The sequence below is a fragment of the Millisia brevis NBRC 105863 genome (assembly GCF_001552615.1).
Lineage (GTDB): Bacteria > Actinomycetota > Actinomycetes > Mycobacteriales > Mycobacteriaceae > Millisia > Millisia brevis.
In genome coordinates this window covers 25,069-41,921 of record NZ_BCRN01000005.1, presented here as the reverse complement: position 1 = coordinate 41,921, position 16,853 = coordinate 25,069, and the positions used below count along the sequence as shown (strand labels likewise).

Annotated in this window: 17 protein-coding genes and 1 pseudogene; 10 read left to right on the top strand and 8 right to left on the bottom strand. The window is 68.7% G+C overall.

The genetic code is table 11. The annotated features are described in order from the left end of the window. Nucleotides 1–4: 4 nt before the first annotated feature. The 4 genes from MB1_RS08470 to MB1_RS08455 form a co-directional block, all read right to left on the bottom strand. A complete protein-coding gene (locus MB1_RS08470) occupies nucleotides 5–718 on the bottom strand; it encodes a phosphatase PAP2 family protein (protein WP_066905751.1) in 714 nt (237 codons plus the stop codon). Continuing rightward, a complete protein-coding gene (locus MB1_RS08465) occupies nucleotides 715–1,944 on the bottom strand; it encodes a COG4705 family protein (RefSeq protein WP_066905749.1) in 1,230 nt (409 codons plus the stop codon). Before MB1_RS08465 ends, MB1_RS08470 begins: the two co-directional genes overlap by 4 nt. 91 nt (nucleotides 1,945–2,035) lie before the next feature. Then, complete coding sequence (locus MB1_RS08460; protein ID WP_218000210.1) at nucleotides 2,036–3,268, bottom strand: TerD family protein; 1,233 nt, start codon at nucleotides 3,266–3,268, stop codon at nucleotides 2,036–2,038. Between the two features lie 22 nt (nucleotides 3,269–3,290). After that, nucleotides 3,291–3,533 carry a metal-sensitive transcriptional regulator gene (locus MB1_RS08455; protein WP_439646932.1) on the bottom strand — a complete coding sequence of 81 codons (243 nt, stop codon included), beginning with the start codon at nucleotides 3,531–3,533 and terminating at the stop codon, nucleotides 3,291–3,293. Between the two features lie 138 nt (nucleotides 3,534–3,671). On the opposite strand from MB1_RS08455, the gene MB1_RS08450 reads away from it, so the two are divergent. Together MB1_RS08450 and MB1_RS27065 are read left to right on the top strand one after the other, a co-directional pair. After that, nucleotides 3,672–4,049, top strand: a complete 378-nt coding sequence (locus tag MB1_RS08450) for a carboxymuconolactone decarboxylase family protein (RefSeq protein WP_066906242.1) — start codon at nucleotides 3,672–3,674, stop codon at nucleotides 4,047–4,049. 21 nt (nucleotides 4,050–4,070) lie between these two features. After that, a complete protein-coding gene (locus MB1_RS27065) occupies nucleotides 4,071–4,253 on the top strand; it encodes a DUF8730 family Cys-rich protein (protein WP_084351243.1) in 183 nt (60 codons plus the stop codon). Between the two features lie 72 nt (nucleotides 4,254–4,325). Here MB1_RS27065 and MB1_RS26790 read toward each other — a convergent pair whose 3' ends face one another. The 3 genes and pseudogenes from MB1_RS26790 to rfbB form a co-directional block, all read right to left on the bottom strand. Further along, nucleotides 4,326–5,072, bottom strand: coding sequence for an HNH endonuclease signature motif containing protein (locus MB1_RS26790; protein ID WP_281189928.1), 747 nt, complete (start codon nucleotides 5,070–5,072; stop codon nucleotides 4,326–4,328). A gap of 137 nt (nucleotides 5,073–5,209) precedes the next feature. Continuing rightward, a pseudogene (locus MB1_RS26785) lies at nucleotides 5,210–5,680 on the bottom strand (DUF222 domain-containing protein); the annotation flags it as partial. 244 nt (nucleotides 5,681–5,924) lie between these two features. Continuing rightward, nucleotides 5,925–6,929 (bottom strand): dTDP-glucose 4,6-dehydratase, encoded by a 1,005-nt coding sequence (rfbB, locus tag MB1_RS08435; protein WP_066905740.1) that lies wholly within the window; start codon nucleotides 6,927–6,929, stop codon nucleotides 5,925–5,927. A gap of 50 nt (nucleotides 6,930–6,979) precedes the next feature. On the opposite strand from rfbB, the gene MB1_RS08430 reads away from it, so the two are divergent. Both MB1_RS08430 and MB1_RS08425 read left to right on the top strand, forming a co-directional pair. Next, nucleotides 6,980–7,567 carry a dTDP-4-dehydrorhamnose 3,5-epimerase family protein gene (locus tag MB1_RS08430; RefSeq protein ID WP_066905738.1) on the top strand — a complete coding sequence of 196 codons (588 nt, stop codon included), beginning with the start codon at nucleotides 6,980–6,982 and terminating at the stop codon, nucleotides 7,565–7,567. Between the two features lie 150 nt (nucleotides 7,568–7,717). Beyond that, a complete protein-coding gene (locus MB1_RS08425; protein ID WP_066905736.1) occupies nucleotides 7,718–8,137 on the top strand; it encodes a hypothetical protein in 420 nt (139 codons plus the stop codon). 67 nt (nucleotides 8,138–8,204) lie between these two features. Here MB1_RS08425 and MB1_RS08420 read toward each other — a convergent pair whose 3' ends face one another. Next, nucleotides 8,205–8,648: a GtrA family protein gene (locus MB1_RS08420; RefSeq protein WP_066905734.1), complete on the bottom strand. Its 444-nt coding sequence runs from the start codon at nucleotides 8,646–8,648 to the stop codon at nucleotides 8,205–8,207. Between the two features lie 84 nt (nucleotides 8,649–8,732). On the opposite strand from MB1_RS08420, the gene MB1_RS08415 reads away from it, so the two are divergent. The 6 genes from MB1_RS08415 (at nucleotide 8,733) to MB1_RS08390 (ending at nucleotide 16,852) form a co-directional block, all read left to right on the top strand. Next, complete coding sequence (locus MB1_RS08415) at nucleotides 8,733–9,971, top strand: PQQ-dependent sugar dehydrogenase (RefSeq protein WP_066905732.1); 1,239 nt, start codon at nucleotides 8,733–8,735, stop codon at nucleotides 9,969–9,971. Nucleotides 9,972–10,229: 258 nt separating this feature from the next. After that, entirely contained in the window at nucleotides 10,230–11,921 is a 1,692-nt protein-coding gene (locus MB1_RS08410; RefSeq protein ID WP_066905730.1) for an ABC transporter family substrate-binding protein, read from the top strand. After that, nucleotides 11,918–12,889 carry an ABC transporter permease gene (locus MB1_RS08405; protein WP_245650105.1) on the top strand — a complete coding sequence of 324 codons (972 nt, stop codon included), beginning with the start codon at nucleotides 11,918–11,920 and terminating at the stop codon, nucleotides 12,887–12,889. Before MB1_RS08410 ends, MB1_RS08405 begins: the two co-directional genes overlap by 4 nt. Then, a complete protein-coding gene (locus MB1_RS08400; RefSeq protein ID WP_066905728.1) occupies nucleotides 12,886–13,764 on the top strand; it encodes an ABC transporter permease in 879 nt (292 codons plus the stop codon). The genes MB1_RS08405 and MB1_RS08400 overlap by 4 nt, the downstream gene beginning before the upstream one ends. Then, on the top strand, nucleotides 13,761–15,335 hold the full coding sequence (locus MB1_RS08395) for an ATP-binding cassette domain-containing protein (RefSeq protein WP_066905725.1): 1,575 nt from the start codon (nucleotides 13,761–13,763) through the stop codon (nucleotides 15,333–15,335). The genes MB1_RS08400 and MB1_RS08395 overlap by 4 nt, the downstream gene beginning before the upstream one ends. Further along, nucleotides 15,332–16,852: a type III PLP-dependent enzyme domain-containing protein gene (locus tag MB1_RS08390; RefSeq protein WP_066905723.1), complete on the top strand. Its 1,521-nt coding sequence runs from the start codon at nucleotides 15,332–15,334 to the stop codon at nucleotides 16,850–16,852. Before MB1_RS08395 ends, MB1_RS08390 begins: the two co-directional genes overlap by 4 nt. The last annotated feature ends 1 nt before the right edge of the window (nucleotide 16,853 follow it).

Below are 16,853 nucleotides of genomic sequence, written 5' to 3'. Positions count from 1 at the left end.
GCGCTCAGGGGTGCGGTCGGAGGGTCGACTGCGCCGCGAGGACCGTCGTCGGAGCGTCGTCGTAGGGCGCGGTCGGCGGTCCGAAGGCGCGCAGATAGGCGATCAGAGCGATCATGACCACCGTGGTGGCGAGCGCGCCGCCGCCGAGGACATCGGTGGTCCAGTGCACGCCGAGATACAACCGGGTGGCCGCGACCGTCACACCGGCGATCACGGTCACCGCGATCAGCACGATGCGGGTCAGCCGCCCGCGGTGGTAGCCGACCACCACCGCGACCGCGCCGAAGAGGGCGACCGTCCCGGTGACGTGGCCGGACGGGAACGACGGATCCGTCTCGGTGATCAACTGCACCGCGGCGGGCGGCCGATGGGCCCCGACCAGGTGCTTGGTGAAGGTGCTGATCGTCGTGGCCACCACCAGGGTGGCGGGCACCAGCAGCGCGGACTGCACCGAGCGCAGCCATATCCACAGCGCGATCGCGCTCGCCAGGGCGAGCAGCAGGGTGCCCATCGGGTCGAAGACCGTGGTGATGGCGGTCGCCACGGTGGTCAGTGCCGGTGTGCGGTGGGCGATCAGATCGGTCAGCACGGTGTGGTCGAAGGCCGTACCCGCCCGGGCGTGGTGGGAGATGAGCCCGAGGACGACAAAGAGGGTCGCGGTGACCGCGCCGACCGTCTCGGCGATCGTGGTCGTCCGGCGGATGGACGGGGTGGTCATGTCAGCGCCTCCAGCAGGGTGTCGAGCGCGGAGGTCTGCGCATCGGTCGTCGGATTGTTCGAACGGATCGCGGTCAGCACCGCGTCGATGCGCCCGTCGATGGCCGTCCAGGTGGCGCGGTCCAAGGCCTCCAGGGTCGGTTGTGCGTCGTCCCAAGCAGTTTCGAGAGCCTTGGCCCCACTGAGGGAGCCCGCCCGGTCATCGGATCGGACCGCGGCGAGAGTCTCGTCGGCGATACCGCGCAGGTTCTCGACGTCCGACGGCGGGAAGTACTCCGACGCCTGACCGGCCCCGATCGGGACGATCGCCGCCGGGCCCTCGGCGGATGCGGAGGCATGTGGTTGGGCGTGGGCCCACCCCAGGATCGACGCGGCGGCGAGGGCGACCGCGGCGAGGTAGCCGTACATGACCCGTTCGCGTTGCGGGCGGGCGGTGCGCGACGGGCTGCGCTCGATGACATCGGCACGGGTGATCGTCAGGAAGACGACGGTGGCGAGGATCGCGAGCAGGAAGATGACGCTGGTGGCGGCCACCCCGAGGCCCAGGCCCTGCTGGTCGGTCGGGAAGCCCAGCCAGTCACCGAGATTGGCGCCCAGCGGGCGGGTCAGGATGTAGGCCAACCAGAACGACAGGACGGCGTTCGCGCCGAACCGCCATCCGAGGCCGATCGCGACGATCAGCGCCGCCGGCAGCAGCACCGCCGTGCCCGGGCCCCAACCGGTGAGTTCGAGCGTCCAGTCACCAACCGCGGTGCCCAGCGCGAACGTCACCAAAATGGCCAACCAGTAGAACAATTCGCGAGGCAGCGTCACGATGCCGTGGATCGACAGAGTTCGCTCGCGCGAGTACCAGATGCCGAAGACGACGGCGAGGACCGCCGCGAAGACCGTGGTGCTGACCGCCAGTGGCACCCCGAAGGTGTCGGTGAGGATGTCGGTGTACAGGGTGCCGGTCACGCTGAGGACCACCACGGTCAACCAGTAGGAGAACGGCTCGTAGCGCTCCCGGCTCACCTGCCACACCAGGACCACCACCAGCACGACGGTGAAGACCAGGGCGGTCGGCACCAGTCCCACCCCGAGGGTGACGTTGATCCAGTCGGCGAAGCTCTCTCCCACGGTGGTGCACAAGATCTTGATCACCCAGAACCAGACGGTGATCTCCGGGACCTTGTTGAGCGCGACGGGTGGGGCCGTCGCGGTCTCGGATGTCAAAGAGTTGGTCATACCGCGGAAACCTATGGGGGCTTCGCTGAGGATTCGCTGAACTCGCGTTCAGGTTCGCGGTGAGAGGGTCGCGACGGCTGATCGTCCCTGCTCAGCGCCCCAATCCGCGGACCAACTGCTCGGCGGGCTTGTACATCGCGCGGGCGGTCTTGCCGTCGTGGAAGTCCCCGATGCCGATCATCTCCCAGGTGCCGTCGGCCACCCGGCGCAGGACCGACATGATCACGCCGGTCGAGGGCTTGGAGTCGGTGAGGTCGAAGCGCACGAGTTCCTGGCCGGTGTCCCGGTCGATCAGCCGACAATAGGCGCGGCGCACCTCGGTGAACTTCTGTCCCCGAAAGGAGTTGACGGTGAACACGATCGTCGCGGCCTCGGGCGGCAGGGCGCCGAGGTCGACCTCGATCGTCTCGTCGTCGCCCTCGCCGGCGCCGGTCAGATTGTCGCCGGAATGCTGGATGGCGAAGTTGTAGGCGCTCTTGCTCATGAACCAGACCGACTCGACCTTGTTGCCGGACGGGCCGATGACGATCGCGGAGGCGTCCAGATCGATGTCCTTCCCGCCGACCGCCGGGTCCCAGCCGAGTCCCATCGCCACCCTGCGCAGCGCCGGCGCACCCGACTTGACCAGCGAGACCGTCTGCCGCTTGGCCAGCGAGACGCGGCCCTTGTCGAGGTTGATCCGCGGTGCCGCGGTCGGAGAAGGGGGCGGTGTGGGTGCCGGGGTCGGGGGCGCCGGATAGGACGAAGGCGGCGTCAGCCCACGGGATGACCGGGCGGAGTTCGACCGCGGAGGCGGCGTGGCGGCGGGTGCCCGGTGGGCTGGCGTCGCCGCGGCCGGGGCATCGTCGACGGTGATACCGAAGTCGGTGGCGATGCCGGCCAGCCCGTTGGCGTACCCCTGGCCGACGGCACGGACCTTCCAACTGCCCGCGCGACGGTAGATCTCGACGCAGAGCAGGGCGGTCTCCGGGCCGAGGCCGGTCGGCACGAAGCTCGCCGTCGGGGCGCCGCCGACGGCGATGTCGACGCGCAGCGATCCCGCCGCCCCGAAGGTCTTCGGCCCCGAGCCGTCCAGGCTTGCCGTGACGACCACGACGTCGATGGCCGACTCGATGCGGGCCGGGTCGATGTCGACGCCGTCCGGCCGGTAGGTCACACCGACGGCGGTCGGCTGGTTGTAGAAGACGAAGTCGGCATCGCCGCGCACGCGACGGTCGGCGGTCAGGAGCAGGGCGGAGACATCGATCGCCGCACCCGAGGCGACCCGCACGGTCACCGGCCCGGCGGGGAGCGGTGCGTTGGCACCCTTGGACAGAGACTGCACTGTCTCGATTGTGCCGGCCGACTCAGGCCAGGGCGAGAAACAGCTTCTCCAGCTTGGCGACGTCCGGCCCGTCCGCGCTCTCCCCGTCGGCCAGGCAATGCTGCAGGCCGGTCGCGACGATGGCGTACCCGCTGCGGCTGAGCGCCTTGTTGACCGCCGCGAGCTGGGTGAGCACATCCTCGCAGTCGGAACCCTCCTCGAGCATGGTGATGACGCGGCCCAGATGCCCCTTGGCGCGCTTCATGCGCAGGATGATCGCGCGCATCTCGTCCGGTGGTAGCTCCACGGTGATCCTCTCGCCGGTACCGGTCAGTGCATCACACAGGCTACAACCCCCTGGGGGGATGTGTTAGCGTCGCTGTTGGGATATCCCCCCAGGGGGATGTTGAAAGGAGTGTGGGTGATGACCACCGCCGTATCGCACGGAAAGGCCGTGCTGGCCGAACTGTCGCCGCTGCACCGGTCGCTGCGCCGGGCAATTCCGGAGGTGTACAAGGGATTCGGAGAGTTACACCATGCGGCGTTCGCCGACGGAGCCCTCGATGCGAAGACCAAGGAGCTGATCGCGATGGCGATCGGCGTGGTCGAGGGCTGCGACGGCTGCATCGCCTCGCACGCGCAGGCGGCCGTGCGCGCGGGGGCGAGCCGTCAGGAGGCCGCCGAGGCGATCGGGGTCACCTTCCTCATGAAGGGTGGACCCGCCACCATCCACGGCCCGCGCGCCTACGACGCGTTCTGTGAATTCGCCGACGCCGCCGCGGCCGGCGAAAGCCCCTCCTGACTCTCGAAAGGACCACCCGTCATGTGTCGTCCCGTTCCCTGCAAGACTTGCGGAAAGACCACCTGGGCCGGATGTGGGAACCACATCGCCGAGGTGCAGGCATCGGTGCCCGCCGATCGTTGGTGCCCCGGCCACAGCGATAACCCATCGGCCGCCGAAAGCGGCTCGGGCAAGGGGATACTCGGGCGCATCTTCGGGCGCTGAGCATAATCGGGCAACGGAGATCGCAGCGCGAGATCATCCCTGCTGTGTGGCCCGGCGATTTCCGCGTGACGATCACGGCGGTCGATCGGCGCTCGGAGCGACCGCCGTGCCGATCTGTTCGTCGATGTGGTCGGCTCCATGGTGGTAGCTGTTCGTGCGAGGCGTTCCGTGGGGATCGATGTGGTGCGGCGCCGTCCATTGCGTGCGGCCCCGGCCGTTCCTGGTGGTGCGCCACCGGTGGTCGGTGGTGCCGATCATGCGATGGTGCGACGGGCAGACGAAGGTCAGGTTGTCGATATCGGTGGTGCCGCCGTGGGCCCACTCGGTGACGTGGTGGGTTTCGCAGATGTATCCGGGTGCGGGGCAGCCGGGGTACGTGCAGCCCCGGTCGCCGGCGTGCAGGGCGAGGCGTTGGTCGGGGGTGGCGAGGCGTTTGGCTCTCCCGAAATATAGTGGTCTGCTGCTGGTGTCGTCGAAGACGCAGAGGTAGTGCAAGGTATTTCCGGCCATCCGGATCAGGTCACGGATCAGCAGGAGGGATCCGCCTGCGGTGGTGGCGTAGCCGGTGGCTGTCGGCGGGTCGGTGGTGGCACCGCTCGCGTCCGCGGCGTACGCCTGCAATTCCCCGACCGTCGCGGTCGCGATCACCGTGACCGGCAGTCCACGGTGGGACCCCAACCGCCCGGACGCCAACGCATCCCGGCAGAGGGTGGACAGCGCATCGTGGCGACGTTGACCGGGGGTGCGCCCGTCCCGGGCGGCGGCCTCCCGGTCCGGGATACCGTCGACCAGCGGTCGCACATCGTCCGGGTGGCACATGCCCGGCGCGGCGAGCTTCGCGAAGATCGCCTCCAGATAGGCGGCAAGCTCCGGGTCGGCGCAGAATCGGCCGACCGCATCTTGTCCGGGCCCTGCGGCTGCATGGTGAACGACCGTTTCCGGGCCCGATCCCGGTCGGAGAACTCACCATCGGGGTTCACCAGCAGGGCCAGATGTTCGGCGCATTTCTCCACCTGGTCCGGCCGCAGGTACTCGGCGTACCCGACCAGGTCCCGTTCGGCGTTTCGTCGCGTGTGTACGTCGACCGCGTCGGGAAGATGGTGCATGAATGTGCGGATCACGTGCACGTGTCCGGACCCGATCGCGCCGCGCGCCTCGGCTTCGGCGACCCGAGGGAGCAGCGGAGGCAGGCGTTCCCCGCTCGCCGTGGTGCGCGATGCCAGGTCGGCGGCCTCGTGCAAGCGACGCCCGGCTTCGGTCCGGGTGATGCGCAACCGGTCGGCGAGGATCGCCTTCAGCGCTCCGCCACCGAAATCGTCGGTGCCCCGTTCCATCAGCCGGGCGAGCGGCTCCCGGTCCGCGGCGGCCACCAGTCGCGCCAACCGTTCGTGGCGGGCGCGGGAGTCGAGCAGTTCGGTGGCGGTCATCCGGTGTGTGGGCAGATCGGCGAGCGCCGCGATGGCCTGTTCGGCCGCGGCGTACGCCCGTTCGATCTCCCCCGAGTTCATGATCCGAACGATAGCCGACACCACCGACAGGTTCTCCGGAGTCACCCTTTGCGGCAACGCAATTCGGGAAAGTCATGCACGGTGGGCGAGTTCTGTCAAACACGTTATCCACAGGCGGCCGGGGTGTCGAGGGTTATCCCCGGGGGAGTCGGCGCCGCGTCCGTCAGACGATCCGTTCCCCCGCGGCGGCGTAGGCGCGCTCGGTGGCGTCCTTGGCCACCCGCCACCACGACTCGTTGTCCCGATACCACTCGATGGTCGCCCGCAGCCCGGCGCGGAAGTCGCCGTAGCGGGGCTGCCAGCCCAGTTCGGTGTGCAGCAGCGTGGAATCGATCGCATAGCGCAGATCGTGCCCGGCTCGATCGGTCACGAAATCGAAAGCGTCGGTGGGCTTCCCGAGCAGTTCGAGGACCGTCTCGACCACGGTGCGGTTGTCGACCTCGCCGTTGGCGCCGATCAGATAGGTCTGGCCGGTGCGTCCGCGTTCGATGATCGTCCACACCGCGTCGTTGTGGTCGTCGACGTGAATCCAGTCCCGCACATTGCGGCCCTCGCCGTAAAGTCGGGGGCGAATTCCGGTGAGCACGTTGGTGATCTGCCGCGGAATGAATTTCTCGACGTGCTGGTACGGCCCGTAGTTGTTCGAGCAATTCGACAGCGTCGCCCGAATCCCGAAGGAGCGCACCCAGGCGCGGACCAGCAGATCGCTGCCCGCCTTGGTCGCCGAGTACGGCGAGGACGGGTTGTACGGCGTCGACTCGGTGAAGCGGGCCGGATCGTCGAGCTCCAGATCGCCGAAGACCTCGTCGGTCGAAATGTGGTGATAGCGCACCTCGTGCCGGCGGACCGCCTCCAACAGGGTCGCGGTGCCGACCAGGTTCGAGTGCACAAACGGCGACGGGTCGACCAGGGAGTTGTCGTTGTGGGTTTCCGCGGCGAAGTTGACCACCAGATCGGCGTCCGCGACCACCGCGTCGACCAGGGCCGGATCGGCGATATCGCCTTCGACGAACCGGATGCGATCGGCCACCGTGTCCAGTGACGCGCGGCTGCCGGCGTAGGTCAACCGGTCGACGACGGTGACGGCCACCTCCGGACGCTGCGCCACGGTCGAGCGTACGAAGTTCGATCCGATGAACCCCGCGCCTCCGGTCACGACCACCCGCATGGCGTCCACCCTACCGAGGCGGCCGGACGCGCTTCTGCTGAAATGTCCGGGTGACCCTGCGCGAACTCACGGTGTCCGGAGCCTACGAGTTCACCCCTCGGCAGTGGCCGGACGATCGCGGCGTCTTCCTCGAGTGGTTCCAGGCGGGCCCCTTCGAGGCGGCGACCGGGCGCACGCTGGACCTGGCGCAGGCCAACTGTTCGGTATCGGCGGCCGGCGTGCTGCGGGGCATCCACTTCTCCGACGTGCCGCCCGGTCAGGCCAAGTACGTCACCTGCACCCGCGGCGCGGTCTGGGACGTCGTGGTCGACCTGCGCGTCGGCTCGCCCGGCTTCGGGCAGTGGGATGCGGTTCTGCTCGACGACGTCGACCGGCGGGCCGTCTTCGTCACCGAAGGTCTCGGCCACGGCTTCCTGTCCCTCGAGGACAACTCCACGGTCGTCTATCTCTGTTCGACCGGATACAACCCGACCGCCGAGCACGGGGTCGATCCCCTCGACCCGGACATCGATATCGCCTGGCCGACGGTCGGCCGGGACGGCCAACCCCTGGTCACGCGGCTTTCCGACAAGGACCGGGCGGCGCCCGGTCTGCGGGAAGCCAGGGCCGGCGGTCTGCTCCCGAGAGCGGACGAATAGCCTCATCGCGACAGATCGGCCGGTGCGGCGCCCGGCCGCCACGGTGGGGTTCCCGTGACGACACGGCGGGAATCCGGTAACGATCCGTCACGAAACCGGCTATCCGGACGGCTAGCCGGCGGTATCGGTGTCACCCAGGAGGGGGACGGAATGACCCGCACATCCAACGCTCGTTCGCTCGGCGCCACCGCTCTCGCAGGCCTGCTGGCCGCGCCGTTGCTCGCCGTACTGGCGGCCACCCCGGCACATGCGGAGTCCACCGCGGAGATCCTCGCGGGCCGGGAGCGCATCAAGGTGTCGGTGACCGCCGACGACGACGCGCCCGACCGCTGCGTCTACACCCTGCAGAACGAGGCGGCCTTCCTGGTCACCATCCCTGCCGGGGAGACCGAGTCGCGGGTCTTCGAGGCCACGCCCGGTGAGAAGAATGTGTCGATCGAATGCGAGAGCGGCCTCGAGGTCGAGAAGAAGGTGACGGTCGGTCAGACCGATCTGCTGCTCGACCTGGTCGATCTGGGCCTGACCGCCGCCGGCAGCAGCAACCTGACCACCGACCCGACCAAGGGCTGATCCACCGGTCCGGGGCGGGCGCGACGGCTCCGCCCCGGGGGCCCGGTCGGCGCCCCCGGAAGATGGGTCAGCGCATCCGGAAGATGACCGCCCGCTGCACGACGAAGTTGATCACCGTGGCGGTGCCCTGGGCGATCACGAAGGCGACGGTCGACCACCAGACGCCGTCGTCGAAGGCCTCGTAGAGCACCTTGTAGAGGAAGACCTGGACGGCGAAGGTCGTCGCGTAGAGGGCGACCACGGCGGCAAACCGTGCCCGGGACGGCTCGGCGGCAAAGGTCCAGCGTCGGTTGATCAGGTAGGCCACCGTCGTCCCGGCGATGAAGCTCAACGCCTTCGCCGGGGTGGTGCCCAAGCCGAACACAAAATGCAGGAGCAGGTTCAAGCCCTGGTCGACGACGGCGCTGAGGCCGCCGGTCAGGACAAAACGGACGATCTGGGTGCGCAGGCCGACCTCGGTCGGGCGCGGCTGCACCTCGACCCCTCCGGTGTCGTCGCGACTACCGTCCATAACGTGAGTTCACCTCGAATGACGCCACTTACTCTTCCGACGAAGACGGCTCATGGTAGCGACGAACCCCGGGCGACCGTCACCGTGGCACCCACCGGCCGCACCCGCTCTCGCGCGCGTCGGCAACGGCGCTGGTCGGCGCCCATCGCGGGAGGACTGCTGTCGGCGGCAGTGCTCGCCGGTTGCGGCGTCGCCGAGGATTCCGCCGAGTCGACCACATCCCCGCAGCGATCCTCGACGACCCAGCCGTCGACGAGTGGCGGACCCTCCGATCCCACCGGCGCCTGGACCGTCGAGGTGGTCGCGGACGGCCTCGCCAACCCGTGGGACGTCGCCCAGCTGCCCGACGGGTCCTTCCTGGTCGACGAGCGCGCGGGACGGCTTGTGGTCATCGACCCCGACGGCGCCGTCACCGAGGTCGACGCCGACTTCGACGACCTCTTCGCCCGCGGCGAGACCGGACTGATGGGCCTGGTCGTCGACCCTGCTTTTGACGACAATCGGCGGTTCTACACCTGCCAGGGCAACGCCGACGCCGATGACATCCGGGTGATCTCCTGGCGGCTGTCCGACGACAGGCGCAGCGCACAACGCCTCGACGATCCGCTGGTCTCCGGCCTGGTCCTGTCGACCGGCCGACACGGCGGCTGCCGCCTCGCCTTCGACGACACCGGCTCGCTGCTGATCTCCGCCGGCGACGCCGCGATCGGGACCACCCCGCAGAGCCTGACCGACCTCGGCGGCAAGGTTCTGCGCGTCGATCCCGCCGACGGCTCACCGGCCGCCGGCAATCCCTTCGCCGACAGCGCCGACGCGGCCACCCGGCTGATCTTCACCTACGGTCACCGCAATGTGCAGGGCCTCGCGCTGCGCCCCGACAGCGGGCAGATCGTCGCCGCCGAACACGGCCCGAGCATCGACGACGAGATCAACGTGCTGGTCCCCGGCGGAAACTACGGCTGGGATCCGGGAGCCGGTGGCTACGACGAATCGGTGCCGATGACCGACCTCGATATCCCCGGTGCGATTCCGGCGGTGTGGAGTTCCGGATCACCGACGGTCGCGGTCAGCGGGGCGACCTTCCTCGACGGTCCGCAGTGGGGTCGATACGACGGGTGGTTGGCCATCGCCACCCTCCGCGGATCCCACCTGATGCTCGTCGAGTTGGCCCCCGACGGCACCGTGGCGACCGTCGAGCGGCCTGCGGAGCTCGACGGCACCCGGGGACGATTGCGCGAGGTGCTCCAGGGCGACGACGGCGCGCTGTACGTGGTGACCGACAACGGTGACGACGACGTGCTGTTGCGGGTCACACCCGGCTGACCTCCGCCCCACGATGCCCGGGTGATCCGGGACCCGCACCACCGCGCGATATCCGAAGTAACCGCGCGGTCACCTCCGGCTGTCCGTGTCCCCCTGCGGTCGATCCGATCGCCGCGGTCTGCAGACCCTTGCAATTAATGATAGTGATAATCATTATCGTTAGTGCGATCGCGTCGGCGCCCGACCACGGGTGCCTGCTCCGGCTCGGTCGCGGTGCGCGCTCGAGCGACGCGCAGAGGGAAGGGACGTCCACAGCCGATGAGAGTTCGAAAGGTCCACCGCACCGTCCTGGGATTGGGACTGGCCGCGGTCCTGGTCGCGGGGTGCGCGACGGGCACCGATGGTCCACAGCCGGAATCCTCCACGGATCGGGCAAGCGCCGCGGAGCAGACGACCGACATCAATCCGGTGGATGTCTCGGAACTCCGGGATGGCGGACAGTTGCGGATTCCGGTGGACGCGCTGCCCACGAACTACAACCCCCTCCAGGTCAACGGCGCCCGAGTGGTGACGTGGCAACTGGCCGAGGCGATCCTGCCGAGCGCCTTCCGTGACGGAGCGGACGGGCAGCACACCCTGGCCGACGACTTCTTCAGCTCCATCGAGCTGACGTCCGACTCCCCGCAGGTGGTCACCTATACGATCGCCGACGATGCCGTCTGGTCCAATGGTCGCGCTCTGAGCTGGGAGGATCTCGCATCGCAGGCCGCCGCGCTGAGCGGCGACGATCCTGCGTACGAGGGCTACAGTTCAGTCGGATACTCCTCGATCGCATCGGTCGAGCGCGGCGCTGCCGACCGCGAGGCCGTCGTCACCTTCGCCGAACCGTTCGCCGAATGGCAGGGCCTGTTCAACCTGATCGTGCCGCAGGAGATCACCGGCGACCCGGAGACCTTCAACAGCGGCTGGCTCGCCGAACCGACCATCACCTCGGGGCCGTTTGTCGTCGAGCGCATCGACGATGCCGCCAAGACCGTGATCGTCGAACGCAACCCCGACTGGTGGGCCGATACCCCACCGTTGGAGAACATTTCGTTCATCGCGCTCGACGCCTCCGCCCGCGCGGACGCGCTGGCCAACGGGGAGATCGACATCTACCCGATCGGCGGCGATATCGATCTGTATACCCGGGCGCAGTCGATCCCCGGTGTCGAGATTCGTCAGGCCACCGAGCGCCGCGCCGGGCAGTTGACCTTCAATGGTGCGCCGGGCGCCGTGCTCGCCGACGAACAGGTGCGCGTCGCGATCGCGCAGGCGATCGACCCGGCTGCGATCACCGATATCCTTCTCGGGGAGATCGTTCCGGGTGCCGAGCCGGTGGGCAACCACATCCTGCCACCGCCGGACGCGGGCTACGTCGACAACTCCGACGTCGCGCCCTTCGACCGCGAAGCCGCCGAGCAGGCCCTCGACGCGGCGGGGTGGACGCTCGATGGCGAGGAGCGCGCCAGGGATGGCGTCGACCTGAATCTGCGCCTGCTGGTGCAGAACACGCCGGTGGGTACCACGGTGTCGGGAGTCATTCGGGATCAGTTGGCGGCCATCGGTGTGGGCGTCACGACCATCTCGGTTTCCCCCGATCAGTTCTACGACGACAATCTGCTGCCCGGAAACTTCGATATCGCCGCCTTCGAGTGGACCAAGTCGGCGTCGCCGTTCGCCCACGATCGTCCGGTCTTCCAGGAGGTCGTCGGTGACGACTTCGGCAGCAACTTCGGCCGCATCTACATCCCCGAGATCGACGCGCTCTACGACGAGGGGCTGGCCGAACTGGACGTCGACCGCCGCAACGAGATCGCCAACCGGATAGACGTTCTGGCGTGGGAACATGCCCACCACCTGCCCACCTATCCCGACTCGGGCGCCTACGCGGTACGCACCGAGCTGGCCAACTACGGTGCTCGCGGTCTCGGATCGTACGGCTTCGAGAACGCCGGCTGGTTGCCGTGATCGTTCGCCGGCTGATCGCGGCGGGAGGCCTGTGCCTGGCGGCGACGTTCACCGCCTACGCGCTGGCCGCCTGGAGCTTCGATCCGCTGGCGGATCTGCAGTCCCGACAGCCACGCCCGTCCCCGGAGGTGATCGACGCGCAGGCGCGGCGGCTCGGGTTGCACCTTCCGGTGTACGAGCGCTTCTGGGTGTGGCTGTCGGGGCTGCCCCGTGGTGACTTCGGCGAGACCGTCGGGGGTCGGCCGATCGCCGATGAGCTGTGGCGCCGAGCCGCAACCAGCTTGCGGCTGTACACGATCGGCGCCATCGTTGCGGTGGCCGGTGGGGTGGCGCTCGGGGTGCGGGTGGCGTTGTCCGGGAGCCGGCGTGCCGATCAGTGGTCGTTGCTGTGGACGCTGACCATCCTGGCGATTCCCACCTTCGTGATCGGCACGCTGCTGAAGATCCTGTGGTTGCCGGTCAACACCGCTGCCGGGTTCCCGATCCTCTACTTCTCCGGGGAGCGGACGGTGGGCGCGGATCTGTCGGCCGGGGCGGCGCTGGTCGATCGGCTCCGACATCTGGTGCTGCCGACGATCTGTATCGCCCTGCCCCAGTTGGCGTTCTTCGCCCGGTATCAGCGCGCGGCGGCGCTCGACGTCCTCGACAGCGGGTACATGCGGACCGCGCGCGCCAAAGGCCTGCCGCTACGGAAGGCATTCCGGCGGCACGGGTTACGTTCGGCGCTGGTCCCCGTGGTGTCGCTGTTCGCGTTCAGCTTCGGGATACACCTGGCCGGTGGGGTGTTCACCGAGCGCGTCTTCGGGTGGCACGGTCTGGGGGACTGGGTGGTCACCGCGATCCACGATCACGATGCGACCGTGGTGGCCACGGTGACGTTGTTCTTCGCCTTCCTGGTGGTCATCGCCGGGTTGACCTCCGATGTCCTGATCTCCCGCCTCGATCCGCGGGTGCGTGGTGCGCGATGACGCTGCGTGCGGCGATCGTGTCATCGAGCGGTCCGGGGGTGCGCCGCGGAACGATTCCGATACTGGTCGGAGCGGTTCTGCTCGGCGCCATCGCGCTGGCTGCCGGCTTCGGTCCGATAGTGCTGGACGGGGACCACACGGTACAGCGGCACGACGCGATCCTGCGGCCGCCGGGATTCGAGCACTGGTTCGGCACCGGCCGACTCGGCGAGGACGTTCTGGCCCAGACGGTATACGGGCTGCGCAAGTCATTGCTGATCGGCATCACGGTGGCGCTGGTATCGACGGCAATGAGCGCCGTGATCGGTTCGATCGCCGGGTTGGTCGGCGGCCGAACCGATGTGGCGATCATGTGGCTGGTCGACGTGCTGTTGGTCCTGCCACCGATCGTCGTGGTCGCGGTGGTCTCCCCACTGTTCGCCGGTCGGTCCTGGGTGCTGCTGGTGGTAGCGATCGCGATCTTCCAGTGGATGCTTCCGGCGCGCATGGTCCGCTCGCGGGCGATGGTGCTGCGCGAGAGCGGATTCGTTCGCGCGGCCCGGGCGATGGGCGCCCCGGGCCGACGGATCATCCGGCGGCATCTGATCCCGAATATGTTGCCCCTGCTGGTTATCGACGTCACGCTGACCGTCGGGACCGCGGTGATCGCCGAGGCCGGTCTCAGCTACTTCGGCTTCGGCGTCCAAGCCCCCGACGTGTCCTTGGGTACCCTGCTGGCCGCCGGCAGCGCCTCGGCCACCACCTTTCCGTGGATCTTCCTGGCCCCGGCGGGGAGCCTGGTCGCGATGGTGATGGCCGTCGGACTGCTCGGTGAGGGGCTGCGGCTGCGCCTGGAGGAGCCGACCGACGGCGGCGGATCGGACGTCGGCCGATGAGCACCGAATCGGCCGCCACGCTGACCGTCGACGATCTGACGGTGACCATCGCGGGTCGCCCGATTGTGCGGAACGTGTCGTTCGAGCTGCGGCCCGGGCGAGTATTGGGGGTGGTCGGGCCATCCGGTTCCGGTAAGTCGATGACCGCCTCGGCTGTGCTGGGCCTGCTGCCGACGGCCGCGACGATCGCCGGCTCGATCCGCCTGGGCAACGGGAAACTGGGCAACCGGGAACTGGGCGAACGGGAACTGGTCGGCCTGGACGAGCGCGCCTGGTGCGAGATTCGCGGGCGCCGCATCGGCTGGGTCGGTCAGGACCCGCTGGCCTCGTTGACCCCCACGATGACCGTCGGCGATCAGATCGCCGAGGCGATCACCATTCATCGGCCCGCCTCGGGGAAAGCTGCTCGCACCACGGCGGTGTCGCTGATGGAGGCGGTCGGCATCCCCGACGCCGGCCGTCGGTATCGCGCCTACCCCCACGAGTTCTCCGGCGGAATGCGCCAACGCATCGCTATCGCCATCGCGATCGCCAATGAACCCGAGGTGCTGATCGCCGACGAACCGACCAGCGCCCTCGACGTAACGGTGGGTGCCCGCATCCTCGACCTGTTCGCCGAGTTGGTCACCGAGCATCGGATGGCGATGCTGCTGATCTCCCACGACGAGAAGGTCATCGACCGACTATGCGACCGCGCGCTGGTGATCGAGAACGGTATCGCCCGCCCCCGCATCCGCCCTCGTCCCCGCATCGCCGCCGGATCAGCACGCGAACCAACCGGCGATGGGGCAGCTCCGAAGCCACTGCCCCCGGATGCTCCACCGGTGCTGGCGATTCGGGGGTTGACCGTCACCTATCCGAGACCTCGATCCGCGATCGGGCGACGCCGCCCCGGCACGGTCGGGTGCGCTGATATCGACCTCGATCTGCGCGCCGGAGAGGCGGTCGCCCTGATCGGCGAGTCGGGCAGCGGGAAGACCACCATCCTCAACCAGGTCCTGTCCTTCCGCACACCACGCGTCGGATCGATCGACCTGTTCGGGCAACCGGTCGGCGCGGGCGACCGGCGCCGAGCGGGCGGGGTGCGCCGCCGGGTCGGAGCGGTCTTCCAGGACCCGGGCGATTCGCTGAACCCGCGCATGTCGGTCGCCGAATTGGTGGCCGAGCCCCGGCGCATCCACCGACTGCCGGTGACCGCCGAGCACATCGACACCCTGCTCGCGGAGGTCGGCCTGAGCGCCGACCTGCGCACCCGTCGACCCCGCGAGTTGTCCGGCGGGCAGCAACAGCGCGTGGCTATCGCGCGGGCGCTCGCCGCGGGGCCGGACCTGCTGGTCCTCGACGAACCGGTCTCGGCGCTCGACGCACCGCTGCGTGCGGAGATCATGCTGCTGCTCGATCGCCTCCGCGAGCGGCACGCCCTGGCCTACCTGATGGTCTCGCACGATCTGGACCTGGTCCGTCGCCACGTCCACCGAGTGGTGGTGGTGCATGCCGGCCGCATCGTCCGAATCGACCGTCCGACCGAGCCGTCCCTCGTCCCCTCGTCCGATAGGGAGCTTCCCACGTGACCACCGCTACCGCCCCCCTGCACCTGACCGCAGCGCTGTCCGACGACTCGACGGTGCTGCTGGCCGAGAGGTCGTTGCTGCACGACCTGGTATCCGCGCTCGGATCACCGCTGAACATCATCGTGCCCCAACGGATACGCGAGAATCTTGCCGGTTTTCAGCGGGTGCTCGCGGACCGACACATCACCGGGCAGGTCTACTACGCCCACAAGGCCAACCGGTCGAGCGCGTTGGTACGAGAACTCGCCGCCACCAACGCCCGGATCGATGTGGCCTCGCTGGCCGAACTCCAGCACGTCCTCGGATGCGGCTTTCGCCCCGACCGCATCATGGCGACCGGGCCGAAAACCCCGGAGATGCTGTGGCTCGGGGCGACCGTGGGCATCACGATCAACGTCGACGGTGTCGACGAGCTCGAGACGTTGGCCCGCACCGTTTCCGCCGCCGACCTCCCCCCGGTGCGGGTCCTCGTACGCTTCGGTGAGTTTCCCGCCCTCGGTACCACCGTGCTGAGCAAGCGGTCCCGATTCGGTTGTACCCCTGCCGATATCGATCCGATCGTCGCCGTTCTCGACAAGCACCGCGGCACGCTGGAGTTGCACGGCGTCGCCTTCCATCTCGATACCGTCGGCGCGGCGGAGAAGACGCGTGCGATCGAGGGCAGCCTGGGGGTGCTCGGCGAGTTCGCCCGCCGCGGATTCTCGCCGACGGTCATCGATATCGGCGGCGGATTCGGTGTCAACTACCTTGCCCACGCGCAGGAATGGGAGAACTTCACCACCGCTCTCGGTGCCGCGTTGCTGGGTCGGCGCGATCACATCACCTGGCAGGGCGCCGGTTACGGACTGCGCAACGACGGCGGGCGGTTGCGCGGCACCCTCGGTCTCTACCCGGCATATCGTCCCGTCGCCGGTCCGAGCTACCTCGCCGACCTGCTGGACAGCCCGGCGGCGGCGACCCGGCGGCCGCTGGGGACGATGATCCTCGAGAGCATGTACGACCTGTACATCGAGCCCGGTCGAGCGCTGCTCGACCAATGTGGCTTCGCCCTCGCGAGGGTTCTCGAGGTCCGTGCGACCGCCGGCGGGGAGACCCTGATCCGGCTGGACATGAACGCTCGCGATGTCAGTCTCGAGGAGCACGGTGTTCAGCTCGACCCGGTGGTGGTCGCGGCGCCGGGCGAGCGCTCGGGTGCACCGAGGGGAGAGTATTCGCCGGGACCCGGCAGTGGCTACCTGATCGGCAATCTGTGTCTCGAATCGGACCTGATCAGTCGTCGCCGCATCGACTTTCGGGTGATGCCGACGCCGGGCGATCTGCTCGCCTTCCCCAACACCGCCGGCTACTTCATGGACTTCAGTGCCGATCACGCACTGGCACAACCGATCGCCGCCAAGGTGGCGATGTATCGACGGTCGGACGGTTGGGCATGGACGCTCGACGAGCAGTACTGGCCGACGGTATCGCGGCCGGCCGGCGATATCGATTCCCGCTACGACGACCACGAGGAGCGCTGAG

Excerpts from the sequence above, each read along its gene's own strand:
- MB1_RS08470 (WP_066905751.1), bottom strand. The coding sequence starts at position 718 with ATGACCACCCCGTCCATCCGCCGGACGACCACGATCGCCGAGACGGTC.
- MB1_RS08465 (WP_066905749.1), bottom strand. The coding sequence starts at position 1,944 with ATGACCAACTCTTTGACATCCGAGACCGCGACGGCCCCACCCGTCGCG.
- MB1_RS08455 (WP_439646932.1), bottom strand. The coding sequence starts at position 3,533 with ATGCGCGCGATCATCCTGCGCATGAAGCGCGCCAAGGGGCATCTGGGC.
- MB1_RS08450 (WP_066906242.1), top strand. The coding sequence starts at position 3,672 with ATGACCACCGCCGTATCGCACGGAAAGGCCGTGCTGGCCGAACTGTCG.
- MB1_RS27065 (WP_084351243.1), top strand. The coding sequence starts at position 4,071 with ATGTGTCGTCCCGTTCCCTGCAAGACTTGCGGAAAGACCACCTGGGCC.
- MB1_RS26790 (WP_281189928.1), bottom strand. The coding sequence starts at position 5,072 with ATGTGCCACCCGGACGATGTGCGACCGCTGGTCGACGGTATCCCGGAC.
- rfbB (WP_066905740.1), bottom strand. The coding sequence starts at position 6,929 with ATGCGGGTGGTCGTGACCGGAGGCGCGGGGTTCATCGGATCGAACTTC.
- MB1_RS08425 (WP_066905736.1), top strand. The coding sequence starts at position 7,718 with ATGACCCGCACATCCAACGCTCGTTCGCTCGGCGCCACCGCTCTCGCA.
- MB1_RS08420 (WP_066905734.1), bottom strand. The coding sequence starts at position 8,648 with ATGGACGGTAGTCGCGACGACACCGGAGGGGTCGAGGTGCAGCCGCGC.
- MB1_RS08410 (WP_066905730.1), top strand. The coding sequence starts at position 10,230 with ATGAGAGTTCGAAAGGTCCACCGCACCGTCCTGGGATTGGGACTGGCC.
- MB1_RS08400 (WP_066905728.1), top strand. The coding sequence starts at position 12,886 with ATGACGCTGCGTGCGGCGATCGTGTCATCGAGCGGTCCGGGGGTGCGC.
- MB1_RS08395 (WP_066905725.1), top strand. The coding sequence starts at position 13,761 with ATGAGCACCGAATCGGCCGCCACGCTGACCGTCGACGATCTGACGGTG.